Source organism: Novosphingobium sp. BL-S-19 (assembly GCF_055521675.1).
In genome coordinates, this window is record NZ_CM145498.1 from 918191 (window position 1) to 933393 (window position 15203).

18 protein-coding genes and 1 pseudogene are annotated in these 15203 nt (G+C 64.2%); 5 read left to right on the top strand and 14 right to left on the bottom strand.

Annotated features, from left to right (window positions below; genetic code table 11):
- Positions 1 to 38: 38 nt before the first annotated feature.
- From ACZ1JV_RS12720 to ACZ1JV_RS12730, 3 genes and pseudogenes are all read left to right on the top strand, one after another.
- Positions 39 to 1334: pseudogene (locus ACZ1JV_RS12720) on the top strand (sugar MFS transporter).
- Between the two features lie 207 nt (positions 1335 to 1541).
- On the top strand, positions 1542 to 1808 hold the full coding sequence (locus ACZ1JV_RS12725; RefSeq protein WP_465151833.1) for a PilZ domain-containing protein: 267 nt from the start codon (positions 1542 to 1544) through the stop codon (positions 1806 to 1808).
- A 194-nt stretch (positions 1809 to 2002) separates the two neighbouring features.
- A complete protein-coding gene (locus ACZ1JV_RS12730) occupies positions 2003 to 3274 on the top strand; it encodes an MFS transporter (RefSeq protein ID WP_465151834.1) in 1272 nt (423 codons plus the stop codon).
- Here the strand turns inward: ACZ1JV_RS12730 and ACZ1JV_RS12735 are convergent, their stop codons facing one another.
- The 8 genes from ACZ1JV_RS12735 to ACZ1JV_RS12770 all read right to left on the bottom strand — a co-directional run bounded on the left by ACZ1JV_RS12735 (position 3275) and on the right by ACZ1JV_RS12770 (position 8349).
- Complete coding sequence (locus ACZ1JV_RS12735; RefSeq protein WP_465151835.1) at positions 3275 to 4069, bottom strand: NUDIX hydrolase; 795 nt, start codon at positions 4067 to 4069, stop codon at positions 3275 to 3277.
- Between the two features lie 421 nt (positions 4070 to 4490).
- Positions 4491 to 4820 carry a Grx4 family monothiol glutaredoxin gene (gene grxD / locus ACZ1JV_RS12740; protein ID WP_395330955.1) on the bottom strand — a complete coding sequence of 110 codons (330 nt, stop codon included), beginning with the start codon at positions 4818 to 4820 and terminating at the stop codon, positions 4491 to 4493.
- Between the two features lie 29 nt (positions 4821 to 4849).
- On the bottom strand, positions 4850 to 5083 hold the full coding sequence (locus ACZ1JV_RS12745) for a BolA/IbaG family iron-sulfur metabolism protein (protein ID WP_465136001.1): 234 nt from the start codon (positions 5081 to 5083) through the stop codon (positions 4850 to 4852).
- 12 nt (positions 5084 to 5095) lie between these two features.
- Positions 5096 to 5413, bottom strand: coding sequence for a DUF1476 domain-containing protein (locus ACZ1JV_RS12750; protein ID WP_395330959.1), 318 nt, complete (start codon positions 5411 to 5413; stop codon positions 5096 to 5098).
- Between the two features lie 210 nt (positions 5414 to 5623).
- Positions 5624 to 6226, bottom strand: coding sequence for a 3-isopropylmalate dehydratase small subunit (leuD, locus tag ACZ1JV_RS12755; RefSeq protein WP_465151836.1), 603 nt, complete (start codon positions 6224 to 6226; stop codon positions 5624 to 5626).
- A complete protein-coding gene (locus tag ACZ1JV_RS12760) occupies positions 6226 to 6387 on the bottom strand; it encodes a hypothetical protein (RefSeq protein WP_465135999.1) in 162 nt (53 codons plus the stop codon). Before ACZ1JV_RS12760 ends, leuD begins: the two co-directional genes overlap by 1 nt.
- Before the next feature lie 7 nt (positions 6388 to 6394).
- Positions 6395 to 7828, bottom strand: coding sequence for a 3-isopropylmalate dehydratase large subunit (gene leuC, locus ACZ1JV_RS12765; protein WP_465151837.1), 1434 nt, complete (start codon positions 7826 to 7828; stop codon positions 6395 to 6397).
- A 146-nt stretch (positions 7829 to 7974) separates the two neighbouring features.
- Positions 7975 to 8349, bottom strand: a complete 375-nt coding sequence (locus ACZ1JV_RS12770) for a hypothetical protein (protein ID WP_465151838.1) — start codon at positions 8347 to 8349, stop codon at positions 7975 to 7977.
- A gap of 544 nt (positions 8350 to 8893) precedes the next feature.
- On the opposite strand from ACZ1JV_RS12770, the gene ACZ1JV_RS12775 reads away from it, so the two are divergent.
- The gene (locus ACZ1JV_RS12775; RefSeq protein ID WP_465151839.1) at positions 8894 to 9406 is read left to right on the top strand and encodes a sterol desaturase family protein; all 513 of its coding nucleotides are present in this window, start codon (positions 8894 to 8896) and stop codon (positions 9404 to 9406) included.
- 2 nt (positions 9407 to 9408) lie between these two features.
- Here ACZ1JV_RS12775 and ACZ1JV_RS12780 read toward each other — a convergent pair whose 3' ends face one another.
- Positions 9409 to 9768, bottom strand: coding sequence for a YbaN family protein (locus ACZ1JV_RS12780; RefSeq protein WP_465151840.1), 360 nt, complete (start codon positions 9766 to 9768; stop codon positions 9409 to 9411).
- A complete protein-coding gene (locus tag ACZ1JV_RS12785; protein ID WP_465151841.1) occupies positions 9765 to 10196 on the bottom strand; it encodes a SufE family protein in 432 nt (143 codons plus the stop codon). The genes ACZ1JV_RS12780 and ACZ1JV_RS12785 overlap by 4 nt, the downstream gene beginning before the upstream one ends.
- Before the next feature lie 78 nt (positions 10197 to 10274).
- On the opposite strand from ACZ1JV_RS12785, the gene ACZ1JV_RS12790 reads away from it, so the two are divergent.
- Positions 10275 to 12329 (top strand): NAD(+) synthase, encoded by a 2055-nt coding sequence (locus tag ACZ1JV_RS12790; RefSeq protein WP_465151842.1) that lies wholly within the window; start codon positions 10275 to 10277, stop codon positions 12327 to 12329.
- 325 nt (positions 12330 to 12654) lie between these two features.
- On the opposite strand, the gene ACZ1JV_RS12795 is transcribed toward ACZ1JV_RS12790, so the two are convergent.
- From ACZ1JV_RS12795 to ACZ1JV_RS12810, 4 genes are all read right to left on the bottom strand, one after another.
- On the bottom strand, positions 12655 to 13386 hold the full coding sequence (locus ACZ1JV_RS12795) for a hypothetical protein (RefSeq protein WP_465151843.1): 732 nt from the start codon (positions 13384 to 13386) through the stop codon (positions 12655 to 12657).
- 87 nt (positions 13387 to 13473) lie between these two features.
- Complete coding sequence (locus tag ACZ1JV_RS12800) at positions 13474 to 14391, bottom strand: bestrophin-like domain (RefSeq protein ID WP_465151844.1); 918 nt, start codon at positions 14389 to 14391, stop codon at positions 13474 to 13476.
- A 224-nt stretch (positions 14392 to 14615) separates the two neighbouring features.
- Positions 14616 to 14855 carry a hypothetical protein gene (locus ACZ1JV_RS12805; protein WP_465137461.1) on the bottom strand — a complete coding sequence of 80 codons (240 nt, stop codon included), beginning with the start codon at positions 14853 to 14855 and terminating at the stop codon, positions 14616 to 14618.
- Positions 14852 to 15202 (bottom strand): hypothetical protein, encoded by a 351-nt coding sequence (locus tag ACZ1JV_RS12810; protein ID WP_465137462.1) that lies wholly within the window; start codon positions 15200 to 15202, stop codon positions 14852 to 14854. The genes ACZ1JV_RS12805 and ACZ1JV_RS12810 overlap by 4 nt, the downstream gene beginning before the upstream one ends.
- Position 15203 lies beyond the last annotated feature (1 nt).

Below are 15203 nucleotides of genomic sequence, written 5' to 3' on the forward strand. Positions count from 1 at the left end.
CCCCCAATTCGAGGCAGGCACCGATGGATGTGAAGGACATGGTTCCGACCAGCACCGATCCGGAGCCCGCTTCGGACACGGCCGTCGCCACATCCGTCCATATCGACGCACCTGGGCTTCAGGTCTTCGTCTTCGCGCTGTTCTTCATCTTCGGCGGCGTCACCGCGCTCAACGGCGTGCTGATGCCCAAGCTGAAGGCGATCTTCGCGCTCGACTATGCAGAGGCGATGCTGGTCAACACGGCGTTCTTCGCCGCTTATGCAGTGCTGAGCGTGCCCGGCGCGGCGCTGGTCAAACGCATCGGCTATATGCGCGGGGCGGCGCTGGGGCTGTTCGCGATGCTGGCCGGATGCCTGCTGTTCGTGCCGGCGGCCACCGGTGCGACGTTCGCCATGTTCCTGCTCGCGCTGTTCGTGTTGGCGAGCGGGGTGACGCTGATCCAGGTGGTGGCGAATCCGCTGATCTCGCTATTGGGGCCGGAGCGTACGGCATCCTCGCGCCTGACGTTCGCGCAAGGCTTCAATGCGCTGGGCGCCACGCTTTTCCCGCACTTCGGCGCAATGCTGATGCTGGGCGGACTTGCCGATGTGATCGAAGGCGCGCTGTCCGGCGCGGCGCTGGAAGGCTATCGCTCGGCCTCGACGCAGGCGATCGCCCACGGCTACCTTATGGTCGCCGCCGCATTGGCAGTGATCGTGGCGGTGGTGTGGTTCAATCGCAACCGCATCGCCGGCTAAAAGCGCGAAGGCGGGCCGATCTTCCGCAGCTTCAACTTGCTGCTGCGCCCGCGCTTCGCCTTCGGCGCGCTGTGCATCTTCCTCTACGTGGGCGTCGAAAACGCCATGGCATCGCTGGTGGTCAGCTGGATGGTGCAGCCGCGCGTGCTGGGGCTGGACGAGATGACCGCCGGCAAGTTGCTGCCCTGGTACTGGGGCGGCGCGCTGGTGGGGCGCTTCGTGGGATCCTGGGTGCTGCGTAAGGTGAGCCCCGGCAAGGCGCTGGCTAGCGTGGCGGTGGCGGCCATGTTGCTGCTGGCCCTGGCGGTCTGGAGCGCAGGCACCATGGCCGGCGTCGCCTTTCTGGCGGTGGGGCTGGCGAACGCGATCATGTACCCCACGATCTTCAGCCTTGCCTGCGAAGGGCTGGGCGAACGGGCGCCCGATGGATCGGGCGTGCTCTGTACGATGGTGGTGGGCGGCGCGGTGATCCCGCCGTTGACGGGCCTGCTGGCCGACTCTTCGGGAAGTCTTTCGCTGGCCCTGGCCCTGCCGGCGATGTGCTATGCCGTGATCGGTCTGTTCGGTTGGTATGCTCGGCGGCCGCTTGGACAATAACGGCCAGACCGTTCACTTGTGAACGCAATCTGGAATTTGTCTTTTCATTCAATTTGTTGTCTCGGTGGCAAGTAATCGCTATCCGGAATACTGAAGAAATTCCGCAATTTAACGCTTGTTAAACTGCGGCAGGGTTAGTGTTCGGGCCATGTCCCGCTCAGACGTCCCCCGGCAGGTATATCGGCGTTCCGTCTCGCTGACGGCACAGTGTCGCACGCAGAACGGGCTCCGCGATCAGGGCGAATTTCCGACATCTCGGCCCAAGGCTGCTGTCTGCGTGTGCGCGGCTTGCTCTTCCGCGTCGGCACCCGCGTCGTGGTGCGTCCGCAGGGGTTGGAAGGGCTGACCGGCGTCGTACGCTGGGTCGATGGCGACTTTGCCGGCGTGGAGTTCGACCGGGCCATCTATCAGCCGGTGGTCGATCACCTGATCCGCTTGCACGGCCTCACCACCGTCGAATGGGTGCTCGACTAGGGCCCCCCAGCCCACGCGCCCACGAACCGCGCCTTTCTGCGGTCCGGCCAAAGATATGATCAACACTGTTGCTTCGCTATGGCGGTATTTGCTGCCGCCCGCCCGAACATGCTCGCCACTCCCCGATCAGCGCCTAGGCTCTCCGCTTCCAAGGCAAGAAGTCCGGCAAACGGCCGGCGAGTCGGGAGAGAGAGATGGCATTTGCTGCCGACAACGCCGGGGGCTCCCCCGCCGACATGGCGCCAAACAACCCCCTGGCGAAGCGCATGGGCGTTATCGCGGGGCTTTCGCATAACTTCGTGATCGGCACGATCATGGGGGCTTTCAGCATCATGCTGGCCCCCGCCGAGCAGCGTCTGGGCGTCAGCGCCGAGGCGGCCGCCGCAGGCATTCCGCTGGTGCTGGTGGGATCGTCCGTGCTGGCACCTTTCGTGGGCGTGCTGATCGCCAAAGTATCGCTGCGGCTGCTGATGCTGATTGGCGCGCTGCTGGCGGCGGGCGGCTTCGTCATGCTCGGGCTGACGCAGAGCTATGCGCTCTATCTGGTCGCCTATGGTCTGCTGTTGGGGCCGGCGCTGAGCCTGGCGGGTTCGATCGCCCCGGCAACGCTGGTCACGCGCTGGTTCGTGCGCAATCGCGGGCTGGCCCTTGGCCTTGTCCACCTGCCGGTGGTGATCGCGATCACGCCGTGGCTGGCCGAACGCGGGCTGCGGGTGTTCTCGCCCTCGACGATCTACCTTACCATCGGCGCGGTGATCGCGCTGGTGCTGGTCCCGGCCTGCCTTATGGCGATCGACCATCCGCCGGGCGGCGAAAGCAAGGCGCCGGTCGGCACGGAAAAGCGCACGGCGGACGGTTCGCTCAGCGTTGCACAACTGTTGGCCCGCCCGCGCTTCTGGGCGCTGTGCATCGCCGCCGTTGCCAGCATGGCCAGTTCGGTCATGCTGGGATCGCTGCTGGTGCCGATGGGCCAGTCCTGGGGCTTCACCCGCGCGGAATCGGCGTTGCTGCAGTCGATGATGTCGCTGGTCGGCATTGCCGGTTCGGTGTTGTTCGGCTGGGTGGCGGACAAACTGGGCGGCGGGCGCTCGCTGGCGCTGATCGGCTTCGACTGTGCGGTGCTCTGGGCCGTGCTGCTGCTTCATCCGCCGTTCGCGGTGACTGCCGTGGTGATCGGACTGATCGGCCTGCATGGGGCGGGCGCGATCCCGACGCTGGGCCGCGGGCTTTCGGACGCCTTCGGGCAGGCGAGCTATAGCCGCGGTTTCGGGCTCAATACCCTCATCGGCCTGCCGTTCATCGCGATTTCGGTGATTGGATCGGCCAAAGTCTACACGCAGACGCACAGCTATGACGGCGCCATCACCACGATGGCGGCATTCTTCGTAGTGGCCATGCTGCTGGGCCTCTACGCCGCCGGAGGGCGCATCGCGCACCCTGACCCGGCGGAAGCAGCGCCCGCTTAATTATCCGCGCTGCGCTGTCGCTCTTGGCTGCCCGTCTACCGGGTAGCCAAGGTCGGCCGGGATCGTCAGCCATTCGGCCCCGTCGCGAATCTCTATCCGGGGATGAATGCGGCGGACCGGGTGGCGGGCGATGTCCTCCACCGCCTCTGCATGGCTGCCGAAGCGGGCGAGGCGTTCAAGATTGCGCCGCGTCGGGAAGATCACCGAAATCTCCCCGCGATCCGCCATCGCCAGAGCTTCGGTCGCGCTGGCCCAGAACAGGCGGGTGTTCTCGGTCGCGTCCACCTCGATATCGACCGCGCCAGTACCAAGATCAATCACGAAGAACCGCGTATCGAACGCGCCTTCCCATGGCGGGCACCAGTGTGCGTAGAGCGCCAGTCGTTCGGGCATGAGATGCCAGCCGAAGTGCGACAGCACCGGTGCCAGCTTGCCGTCTTCCAGCAGCATCCGCCGCGCCTCGGCCGCCTGTGCGGCGGAGACCGGCTCGGCAGTGGCGACCATCAGGCCGGTTTCCTCCAGCGTCTCGCGAATGGCGGCCACGCGGGCAGCAGCGATTTCTTCCGCCTCGTTCGGCAGGATCGCGCGGGCGAGTTCGCGATCGGCTTCGTCCACGCGGCCACCGGGAAACACCGCCGCGCCGCCGGCAAAGCGCATTTCCTTGGCGCGCTGGACCATCAGCAGTTCGGGCGGACCGCCCGTTGCGGCCGTGCGGAAAATGACGAGAGTGGCTGCCGGGATGACCTTGGGGCCATCGGCCGGCATCGGCTGATCGCTGGGCGGTGTCGTGCTCATCACCCGATCTTGCGCGGGCAGGGCGGGGTGGCAAGCCGAATTACGTGCCCCGGCCGGCAAACCGGCAATTCGCCGCCGTGGCGGCAACCCTATCCGGCAAGCCCATGCGATCGTGGTGTCGGCTGACTTTACACTCACGCAGAATGGGGCGCGGGGCGATTGGGCGGGAACGGCAGATTTCGGTATTATTTCAAGTTTGGCACGCCTCGTGCTTATATATTTTCGTACCCCCGAGTAGTCTCGACTGAGGCGGGGCCGAATGTCTCCCGGCCCCGCCTCCCCGAGCCTCTCTCCTCCCCGAAAATCGCAAAATTCCGTCAGCCGCACAGGGCAAAGCTTTGCCGCGCGCATGCGAAAACGCCCGGCGGTTTCCCACCGGGCGTTCCGAATTCGTAGCGCTGGCGGGCTTAGCCCTGCCTACTCAGCCCTGGGTTGCGAGGCCTGCGTCGATGAACAGCTGCGAGAGTTCGCCGGCCTCGTACATCTCCATCATGATATCGCTGCCGCCGACGAATTCGCCCTTCACATAGAGCTGCGGGATCGTCGGCCAATCCGAAAAGCCCTTGATGCCTTGGCGGATTTCCATGTCCTGCAGCACGTCGACGCTCTCGTAAGGCGCGCCAAGGCGCTCAAGAATGGCGACCGCGCGGCTGGAGAAACCGCACTGCGGGAACAGCGGCGTGCCTTTCATGAAAAGGACGATGTCGTTATTGTTTACAATCTCGCCGATGCGGGCGTTGACGTCGGACATTTTTAGAAACCTTCAGAAACGTACCGACCTCAGTTGGGAACGGCGGTGGTGAGTTGCAAGGCATGGAGCACGCCGCCCATGCGGCCGCCCAGTGCTTCGTAGACCATCTTGTGCTGCGCGACACGCGGCTTGCCGGCAAAGGCAGCGCTGGTCACGCGCGCGGCGTAGTGATCGCCGTCGCCGGCAAGGTCGGTAATTTCGACCAAGGCGTCGGGCAGGGCCTCCCGGATGAGAGCCTCGATTTCGGGGGCGGACATGGCCATCGTATTAAATCCTCAGCCCAGAAAAGCGCGGCGAGCTTCGACCTGCTTGGCCTCAAGCGCGGCGCGCACTTCGGCTTCGCTGGTGTCCACTCCGGCGGCGGTAAGGTCGCCGATCAGCTTGCGGATTACGTCCTCGTCACCGGCTTCCTCGAAGTCGGCCTGGACAACGGCCTTGGCATAAGCCTCGGTCTCGGCATGGGAAAGCGCCATGCGCTCTGCCGCCCATTCGCCCAACAGACGGTTGCGGCGAGCCTGGATGCGGAACTGGATATCGGCGTCATGCACGAATTTGGCCTCCTCAGCCCGCTCGCGATCCTGGAAAGTCGTCATCAAGCACCCTCTGTCAATACCCAGTCAATACACCGGGCCGCACGGATTAGCACGTGCCGATAGGGCGCGGATGGATCCGGTTCAATCCTGTTTCGCAGAATGAGTCGCAAAAGCGCCCCGCTGCTACGGTTCTGCGCGGAGGCCCGAAACGATATCGGCCCGCCCTCCGTTGGAAGGGCGAGCCGATATTGTCGGTTCGCGGCGCGTGGTTCAGGCCGCCGTTGCCGGCGTCTTCGCCAGGAACGGCAGATCCGCTTTCGCCTTCGCCTCATAGCCCGCAATCGCCGTATCCTGCGCCATCGTCAGGCCGACTTCGTCCAGTCCTTCGAGCAGGCAGTGCTTGCGGAAAGCGTCAATCTCGAACGTCCAGCGGTCCTGAAACGGCGTCGTTACCGACTGGGTTTCAAGGTCCACGTCGATCGGCTGTTCGCGCGCAACTTCCATCAGGCGGTCGATCGCCTCCTGCGGAAGCGCCACGGTAAGGATGCCGTTCTTGAACGCATTGCCGGAGAAGATGTCGGAGAAGCTGGGCGCGATCACGCAGGATACGCCCATGTCGAGCAGCGCCCATGCGGCGTGCTCGCGGCTCGATCCGCAGCCGAAGTTGTCACCCGCGATCAGGATCGGGGCGCCCGCATATTCGGGATCGGTGAAGACGTTGCCCGGCTCTTTCTTCACCGCTTCGAACGCGCCTTTGCCAAGGCCTTCGCGGGTGATCGTCTTCAGCCAGTGGGCCGGGATCACGACGTCGGTGTCGACGTTCTTGCGGCCGAACGGGATGGCCCGCCCGGCGACGTGGGAAATCGGTTCCATCAATCGGTCTCGGCGGCCTTCTCGGGGTGGAGCGGCTTGTCGTTGGCGCGGGCCTTACGGCGCTTCACGAAAAGCAATGCAGCGGCAATGGCGGCCGAACCGATGGCGGCACCGGCAGCGATGGCAGCCTTGCCGGCCAGATCCTTGGTTTCGTCAGTCATGTCGTGCTTATCCCATCAGTTCGCGTACGTCGGTGAGCTTGCCGGTTACCGCGGCAGCGGCGGCCATGGCGGGGCTCATCAGGTGAGTACGGCTACCGGGCCCCTGGCGGCCGGTAAAGTTACGATTGCTGGTAGAGGCGCAGCGTTCGCCCGCCGGCACCTTGTCCGGGTTCATGGCGAGGCAGGCCGAACAGCCCGGTTCGCGCCATTCGAGGCCGGCGTCGATGATGATCTTGTCGAGACCTTCGGCTTCCGCCTGCGCTTTCACCAGGCCCGATCCGGGGACGACGATCGCCCACTTCACGTTGTCCGCCTTGTGGCGGCCCTTCAGCACTTCGGCGGCGGCGCGGATGTCTTCGATCCGGCTGTTGGTGCACGAACCGATGAAGACGTTCTGCACTTCCACGTCGGTCAGCCGGGTGCCGGGCGTCAGGCCCATGTAGTCCAGGCTCACCTTCACCGCTTCGCGCTTGGAAGCGTCGGCGAAGTCGTCCGGCGCGGGCACGATGCCGCCGATCGCCGATGTATCCTCGGGGCTGGTGCCCCAGGTGACGGTGGGCTGGATGTCTTCGGCACGAATGTGGACGGACTTGTCGAACGTGGCGCCTTCGTCGGTCGCCAGGCTCTTCCACCAGGCCAGGGCCTTGTCCCAGTCCTCGCCGGTGGGCGCATAGGGGCGGCCCTGCACATAGGCGAAAGTCGTCTCGTCCGGCGCGATCAGGCCGGCGCGGGCGCCGCCCTCGATGGCCATGTTGCAGACGGTCAGGCGGCCTTCGACGGTCATTTCCTCGAAGACGTTGCCGCAGAATTCGATCACGTGGCCGGTGCCGCCGGCGGTGCCGATCACGCCGATCACGTGGAGGACCACGTCCTTGGACGTGACGCCGGCGCCAAGCTGGCCTTCCACGCGCACTTCCATGGTCTTCGAACGCTTCAGCAGCAGGGTCTGCGTGGCGAGCACGTGCTCCACCTCGCTGGTGCCGATGCCGAAGGCGAGTGCGCCCAGGCCGCCGTGGCAGGCGGTATGGCTGTCACCACAGACGATCGTCGCGCCGGGGAGCGAGAAGCCCTGTTCCGGGCCGACGACGTGGACGATGCCCTGTTCGGCATCGGTCGAATCGATGTAGCGGATGCCGAATTCCGGCGCGTTCTTCTTCAGCGCGGCCAGCTGCTGGGCGCTTTCGGGATCCGCGATGGGCAGGATGTGCCCTGCGGCATCTTTGCGCGCGGTGGTGGGCAGGTTGTGGTCCGGCACCGCAAGCGTAAGGTCGGGGCGGCGCACCGGGCGGCCGGCAACGCGAAGGCTTTCAAAGGCCTGCGGGCTGGTAACCTCGTGAACGAGGTGCCGGTCGATATAAATGAGGCTGGTGCCGTCATCGCGCGTGTCGATAACGTGGGCATCCCAGATCTTCTGGTAGAGGGTGCGCGGCTGTTTGGTCATGATGAAAGGGCGATTAGGCGTGGCCGTCCGGCAATTCAAGGGGGTTCGGCGCGGCTTTTGGCGCAACTTTATTTGTTTGCCTTGATAGGCAGAGCGATGCCTGCCGCCGGAATCCGCCGGTTGGCGCATTCCGGCGGCCGCTAGCTTTAGCCGCGATGGCCGTTGCGGTCGTTACGCTCGGCCCGCAGGGCGAAGTGGACCTTGTCGATGCGGCTCTGCAGCGTCTGCATCTCACGGGCGTTCAGGCCGCCGCGGGCATAGGCGGTGTGCATGCGCTGGATATCGGCGGCATCGCGGCGCAGGCCGGTGGCTTCGCGCTGGCTGATCGTGCGGCGGGCGGCGGCGCGATCGATCTGGCCGCGCAGGCCGGCGATGTCCGCACGGATCGAGGCTTCGCGGTTCGGCGTGATGCGGGCGGCCTCGCGATGGGGCGCGGCGGCCTCGGCAATGCCGGGGGCGATGGCCGAGATACCCAACGTGGCGACCAGGGCGGGGGCGATGATGCGGGCGATCTTGCGCATGAGGACGTTTCCTTCTTTTCGTCTCGTCTTTTCCGGAACTTGCCCGGTGCATTCAGATTTAGTTCGATGAACCTGAACGCCAGACGACTGAAAGGTCACAGTCCTGTCGGCATTTGTAACTAAGTGTCGCAGGTGTGCTTGGGTACGGTGGCATCGCGACCCACGGGAGAGGGTGCCGGAAGGAATGAGAATGCAGGCGCAGCCGTGCCCCCCTGACGTGGGCCCGGCTGCCTCTGCATTCGATCGATCCATTTTCCCGAAAAACCGCTGCCGTTTCCCTGGTTTTCAAGGCAATGGCCGGGAGTTGCAGGAAGTGCGTGCGAGTATGTTGCATGTTATGCAACACCCCATTCGTTCTGCTCATTTGTGCCGCGGCGCAACATGACGCAAAAGGATCGGGCCTTTCAGGCATCCTCTCCCAAAAACTTTCCAAAGGCCGGTCCTAGCGACCGGCCCTTTTTTTGCCTGTCGCACACGTGATGCCGCAGATGCGGAATATTTCCGGGCGCTGACAAACGCGGCCGGGGCGGATAGATTGGGCGGCATGTCCGTGATCGCCATCATCCTTATCGTACTTGCCACCGTCGCGGCGATGGAGTGGGTGGCCTGGGCCAGCCACAAATACATCATGCATGGCTTCGCCTGGGGCTGGCACCGCGATCACCACGAACCGCATGACCGGCTGCTGGAAAAGAACGACCGCTTCGCGCTGTTCGGCGCCGCGCTGAGCATCGCGCTTTTCGCCTCGGGTTCGCCGATGATCATGGGGGCCAGCGCATGGGAGGCAGGAACCTGGATGGGCCTTGGCGTGCTGATCTATGGGGTGATTTATACGCTGATCCACGACGGCTTGGTCCACCAGCGCTATTTCACCTGGGTGCCCCGACGCGGTTATGCCAAGCGTCTGGTACAGGCGCACCGGCTGCATCATGCGACATTGGGCCGTGAGGGCGGTGTCAGCTTCGGCTTTCTTGTCGCGCGCGATCCGGCGGTGTTGAGCCGGGAATTGCGCCGGCAGCTGGAAAGCGGTGCGGCGCGCCTGCGCGAAACGGTCTAGTCCTACTCCGCCCGCGTCCAGATCCACGGGCCGATCACCGCCAGCACGCCCGCCGGGACCAGCACCCAGGGCCAGCCCACCGTGAGCCAGGTGAACGGGATCGAGGCGCTCATCGCCAGAATCGCGGAGATCTTGCCCTTGCGGCTGATCGCCCGCCGGTCGCGCCATTCGCGCAAGTTGTGGCCGTAATGCGGGTGATTATAGAGCCGCTCCGCCCATTCCGGGTGGCTTTTGCCGAAGCACCACGCCGCAAGAAGATAGAACACCACCGTGGGCATCACCGGCAGGAAGATGCCGATCGTGCCAAGGGCCACGAAGAACAGCCCCCCCGCCATCCATGCATGGCGGCTGACGTGCTTCATGCGGTGCTCGCGCTTCCTGCATCTTGCGCATAACGCGCCGCCGTCTCGCGGATCAGCGCGATCATGTTCGGCACACCCTGCGTGCGGTTGGACGAAAGCTGGTTCTTCAGATCGAACGGCTCCAGCGCGGCGGCGATGTCGGTTTCGGCCACTTCGGCGGCAGGGCGGTCCTGCACGGCGGAGATCACCAGCGAGACGATACCCTTGGTGATCGCCGCGTTGCTGTCCGCCAGAAAGTGCAGCGTGCCGTCTTCGCGCGCCATCGGATAGACCCAGACGCTGGCCGAGCAGCCGCGCACCTTGGTCGCGTCCGTCTTCAGCGCGTCAGGCATGGGATCGAGTTCGAAACCGAGGCCGATCAACAGGCGATAGCGTTCATCGCCTTCGGAAAACTCGTATTCTTCGCGGATGTCGTCGAGGCTGCGCATGACCTGCCATTTAAGCGCGACACGGGGGAGGGCAAGGGGAAGTTGCCTCTCGCTCTCGTTCCTGTCAGGGATTTGCCCATGAGTGCACATCCCTTTTTCTCCATGCACGAACACGGCTTCGTGCGCGTCGCCACGTCCACGCCCAAGGTTCGCACTGCCGATGTCGCCTTCAATCGCGACGCCGTGCTGGCAGAGGCGCAGCGCGCGCATGAGGCGCATGTGGACCTCTTGGTCTTCCCCGAACTGTGCCTCTCCTCCTACGCGATCGACGATCTGCACTTGCAGGCGGCGATGATCGAGGCGGTTGAAGCCGCGGTGGCGGAAATCGTCCACGTCAGCGCCGATCTCTCGCCCGTGCTGCTGGTCGGCGCGGCACTGCCGCACAAGGGGCGGCTCTACAACTGTGCGCTCGCCATCGCGCATGGGCGGCTGCTGGGCGTGGTGCCCAAGTCCTACCTGCCCAACTACCGCGAGTTCTACGAAAAGCGCTGGTTCGCCAGCGGCAAGACGCTGAAGGGCCAGACCATCCGCGTGAACGGGCAGGACGTGCCCTTCGGCGTCGATCTGGTCTTCGCCTCCGAAGTGTTGCCGAACTTCCGCTTCTTCATCGAGATCTGCGAGGATATCTGGGCCGCCACCCCGCCCAGCTCGCACGGCGCGCTCGCCGGGGCGACGATCCTGTGCAACCTTTCCGCCTCCAACATCGTCATCGGCAAGTCGGACGAACGGCACTTGCTCTGCCGCTCGCAGTCCGCCCGCGCCACGGCGGCCTACATCTACTCCGCCGCCGGCCATGGCGAGAGCACGACCGACCTTGCGTGGGACGGGCAGGGCATCGTCTACGAACTGGGCGACCTGCTGGCGGAGAGCGAGCGCTTTTCGCTGGAAGCGGAACTCTGCATCGCCGACGTCGATGTGGACCGCATCGTCAACGACCGGATGCGCGTGCCGACTTTCAACGACGCGGCCGAAGTGGCGGGCAATCCCGACGAAACCTTCCGCACCGTGCGCTTCCGCCATGCCCCGGCGGGGGGCGACATCGGCCTGATCCGCCCGGTCTCGCGCTTCCCCTTCGTGCCCTCTCGCGCGGACAAGCTCGATGCCGACTGTTACGAGGCCTTCAATATCCAGGTCGACGGCCTGATGCGCCGCATCGAGGCGACCGGGGCGAAGTCGATGGTGATCGGCATTTCGGGCGGGCTTGATTCGACCCACGCCCTGATCGTCGCCGCCCGCGCCTGCGATCGGCTGGGCCTGCCGCGCACGTTCATTCGCGGCTACACGATGCCCGGTTTCGCCACCAGCGACGGCACCAAGTCCAACGCCTGGAAGTTGATGAACGCCGTCGGCATCACCGCCGAAGAGATCGACATTCGTCCCACGGCGACGACGATGCTCCAGAACATCGGCCACGCCTTCTCGAACGGAGAGCCCGTCTATGACGTGACCTTCGAGAACGTGCAGGCCGGCCTGCGCACCGATTACCTGTTCCGCCTGGCCAACCAGCACGACGGTTTCGTGATCGGCACCGGCGACTTGTCCGAACTTGCCCTCGGCTGGTGCACATACGGCGTCGGCGATCAGATGAGCCACTACACGGTCAACGCCGGTGTGCCCAAGACGCTGATCCAGTACCTGATCCGCTGGTGCGCGACGACCGACCAGTTCGGCGCCGAGACCGAGGAGGTGCTGCTCGCCATCCTCGGCACCGAGATCTCGCCCGAACTGGTGCCCGCCGGCGCGGACGGCGCGATTCAGAGCACCGAGGCGAAGATCGGGCCTTACGAACTCAACGACTTCTTCCTCCATCACGTCATGCGCTTCGGGCAGAAGCCGTCGAAAGTCGCCTTCCTCGCGCTCCATGCCTGGCGCGATGCGGCGGTAGGCACGTGGCCCGCGGGCTTCCCGGAAGATCGCAAGAACGAGTACGACCTCGCCACGATCCGTTCGTGGCTGGAGAAGTTCCTGCGGCGCTTCTTCGCCTTCAGCCAGTTCAAGCGCTCCGCCGTGCCGAACGGGCCGAAGGTCTCTTCGGGCGGCGCGCTCAGCCCGCGCGGTGACTGGCGCGCGCCGTCCGACGCGAGCGCGGCGGTGTGGCTGGCGGAACTGGAAACCCGCGTGCCGATCCGCTGAAGCGGCGGTTGACACAGTTGACACCGTCCAGAGGAAAAAACCGTCGCCTTGCGGGTGCAAGGTGACGGTTTTGAGCGTGAAAGTGTCACCTTGCACGGCGGAGTGTCACCTTGCGGTGTCACAAGGTGACACTTGCATGGAATATGCGAGAGGTGGGGCGGGCGGTCACGCGGGCTAATTTAAGTGCGCGGGTTCGTGTAGGAAAATGGAACCGGATCGTCCGTTTTACCCCCCAAGTCGGTCATTCAACTCGTAGGGAATGAACGGCGGCTTTCAAGCCGTCCCAGCTTCGAGGGCTATGGCATCAATATCGGGGTGAGCGGGCCTAAGCAAATCCGTTGCATTCGGCACGTTCGATCTGTTTTGAGCGCGGATCGAAGATAATTTCAACCTGCATGCAGCCGCCGTCTAAGATAATCGGCAGCTCGCGATAATCATCAAACCAACGAGCCTCATCGGCGGCACCAAACCTCGCCGCAGTGGCTGCGTCCTGCTGCTTACTTTCGGCTATTTCTTCCTCGGTACAAGGCCGGCTGGTAAGGTCTTCAAGCATTACTTCGCAGCCGAAACCTTCGCTATCATTCCACGTTGGCTCCGGAGGAATGACAAAGACCGCGACAACCTTCCCGTCCGGTCTCAAAGCATAATTCCGCGAATATTGATCGATGGAACTTGCTCCCACGGGCAATTTCACGCTGCTCTCAATCCGTACCATTAGAGCCTGCTGTTCGGATACCGGCACTGTAGTGGCACCTGTTAATGCGATAAATAGCATTGAAGCGACAATGAGTTTCATACTGCGAGTTTGCAGCCAATAGTGGCTGTCCGCAATGTCGGCGTACCGGAAAGGCTGCTTTTGAACCGAAATCTCGCATTGCAGACCTTCGTTCCCGATTGCGGCAATGACTGCAAACCACCCAAAGCCGTCCTTCCAACCCCGCTCAGGCTGAGCTTGTCGAAGCCCCCTGCGGCGTGGCGCTGCGGGCCAGTTGGTTGACCAGCGTTGCGGGCGGGCTTCGACAGGCTCAGCCTGAGCGGCGTGGTTAAGGCCCAGCAAGCCTCAACATGGTCTGCTCTCCCGCGGAACTCGTGGTTCCTGCCTGCCAGAGAACACCGGCTATCCTCCTGGCTTTGGACATTGATGCTAGATAGGAGTGGCCGCCTCCGGAATACCCCGCGCCTGCCGCAGTGCCTGTTCGCGCGATACTTCCACGATGTGGGTCGAATAGATCCGCCCTTTGCCTATGCCCAGCCGGAATCGCTCGACGCCCGGCGGCACCAGGCCCTCGCGGACGTGGCAGAGGGGGTAGTATCGCGGCCGCCCCATGAAATCGAAGACGCGCTCGATCGTTTCGAACTTCAGGAATTCGCCGCCGAGGTTGAGGTCGCTGAGGTCCTTGATCACGTAAAGCACGGTGAAGATCGTGAAGACCAGCATCCCGCTGAGGAATGACGACAGCACGGTGTCCGATTTCAGCGCCAGAATGCTGGTGATCAGGATCGTCGCCAGCAGCAGCAGGGGCAGCCACTGCAGCAGGCTGACGGTGATCTTGCCGGTGACGATGGTCTCGCGCCGCAGGGCGATCGTTTCCCGCAGCGATGCCACGAAATTGCGGTGCATCGATGTGAGGTTCTGCGATGTCAGCGGCGGCAGCGTGTCGAGATTGTCGAACAGGCCGAACAGGGAATCGCGGCCGCGCATGGTGAAGCTGAAGTAATTGTCTCCATCGAAGCGATCGATCAGGTAGGTGTCGATCAGGTCCACGGTTCTGGCCGTGAACTCCGGGCCGAACGGCTGCGACAGCCGGTAGAGTTCCATCAGCATCGAACTCTCGCGTGAGAGCAGGGATCGGATCGCGGTGAAGCGGTTGAGCAGGAAGGCGACGAAGAAGCCTGCCAGAATGCCGAACAGCAGGCTGCTGACATTGCGCAGCGTGGCGATATCCTCACCATGCGCGGAGGCGCCGGGGCAGGCGAAGGCCGTGGCAAGGCTCAGCGCCAGCGCGCCGCCAAGCACGATCAGGTCACGCATGTGCCAATGTCCGCCGCCGCCAATAGCCATGGCCCGCTTTCTTTCAGGTGAGCGGCGCCCGATCGGGTGCGCCTTTCCTCTCCCATGATGGGAGAATAGTCCAAAATCCCGCCGGGGAGGATTCGGCTTTTCGAACTATTGCGGGAGCGATCGCGCCGGTTCGCAATTGAGCTGTGGGATGAAGCGGGGTCGCTGCCTAAGAGTGCGGCTGGTTGGGGGGGGGCGTCTGGCCGGTGGCGTTCCGGCCAGACGGGTCAGTCGCGCAGGGCTTCGATCTGGCGGGCGAGTTCCACGCCGCGCTTGTCGTCGGTGGCGATGCGTTCCAGCACGGCGATGCGCTTGCGCAGGTTCTCCACTTCGGCCTCAAGCTCGTGTTCGCGCTGGCCGTGGCCGTCTTCGCCGAAGCCCAGTCGTTCGCCGCGCAACTTCTGCGCGCGCAGCCAGACGCCGCAGGCGATCGCGAACATGACGACTATGGCAGTCCAGAAGCTCATTGTTGCGTTACCTCGTGCCGGGCCTCATGTCGCGCTTCCCGCAGGCCTTCGATCTGGCGGGCTACATCATAACCCTGGTCGGTGACAATCCGTTCGACGCTGGCGAGACGGTCCTTGATCGCGCCCACTTCGGCGCGCAGCTGGGCGTTTTCCTGCGTCAGCAATTGCACGCGGGCCTGCGCTTCGCCGTTGTCCTTGGGGTAGACGGCCTTGCCCCAGGAATTCTCCAGCGGATAGCCGTTGCGCATGCGCAGCCAGTTGTTGACCACCCAGCCGACGGTGATCACTGCCGTTGCGGAAATGATCACGGGGGCAAGGGCTTCGATCATGACGAAGTCTACGGCCATG

Coding starts and splice junctions, on each gene's coding strand:
- ACZ1JV_RS12730 (WP_465151834.1), top strand. CDS start 2,003: ATGGCATTTGCTGCCGACAACGCCGGGGGCTCCCCCGCCGACATGGCG.
- ACZ1JV_RS12735 (WP_465151835.1), bottom strand. CDS start 4,069: ATGAGCACGACACCGCCCAGCGATCAGCCGATGCCGGCCGATGGCCCC.
- grxD (WP_395330955.1), bottom strand. CDS start 4,820: ATGTCCGACGTCAACGCCCGCATCGGCGAGATTGTAAACAATAACGAC.
- ACZ1JV_RS12745 (WP_465136001.1), bottom strand. CDS start 5,083: ATGGCCATGTCCGCCCCCGAAATCGAGGCTCTCATCCGGGAGGCCCTG.
- ACZ1JV_RS12750 (WP_395330959.1), bottom strand. CDS start 5,413: ATGACGACTTTCCAGGATCGCGAGCGGGCTGAGGAGGCCAAATTCGTG.
- leuD (WP_465151836.1), bottom strand. CDS start 6,226: ATGGAACCGATTTCCCACGTCGCCGGGCGGGCCATCCCGTTCGGCCGC.
- ACZ1JV_RS12760 (WP_465135999.1), bottom strand. CDS start 6,387: ATGACTGACGAAACCAAGGATCTGGCCGGCAAGGCTGCCATCGCTGCC.
- leuC (WP_465151837.1), bottom strand. CDS start 7,828: ATGACCAAACAGCCGCGCACCCTCTACCAGAAGATCTGGGATGCCCAC.
- ACZ1JV_RS12770 (WP_465151838.1), bottom strand. CDS start 8,349: ATGCGCAAGATCGCCCGCATCATCGCCCCCGCCCTGGTCGCCACGTTG.
- ACZ1JV_RS12775 (WP_465151839.1), top strand. CDS start 8,894: ATGTCCGTGATCGCCATCATCCTTATCGTACTTGCCACCGTCGCGGCG.
- ACZ1JV_RS12780 (WP_465151840.1), bottom strand. CDS start 9,768: ATGAAGCACGTCAGCCGCCATGCATGGATGGCGGGGGGGCTGTTCTTC.
- ACZ1JV_RS12785 (WP_465151841.1), bottom strand. CDS start 10,196: ATGCGCAGCCTCGACGACATCCGCGAAGAATACGAGTTTTCCGAAGGC.
- ACZ1JV_RS12790 (WP_465151842.1), top strand. CDS start 10,275: ATGAGTGCACATCCCTTTTTCTCCATGCACGAACACGGCTTCGTGCGC.
- ACZ1JV_RS12800 (WP_465151844.1), bottom strand. CDS start 14,391: ATGGCTATTGGCGGCGGCGGACATTGGCACATGCGTGACCTGATCGTG.
- ACZ1JV_RS12805 (WP_465137461.1), bottom strand. CDS start 14,855: ATGAGCTTCTGGACTGCCATAGTCGTCATGTTCGCGATCGCCTGCGGC.
- ACZ1JV_RS12810 (WP_465137462.1), bottom strand. CDS start 15,202: ATGGCCGTAGACTTCGTCATGATCGAAGCCCTTGCCCCCGTGATCATT.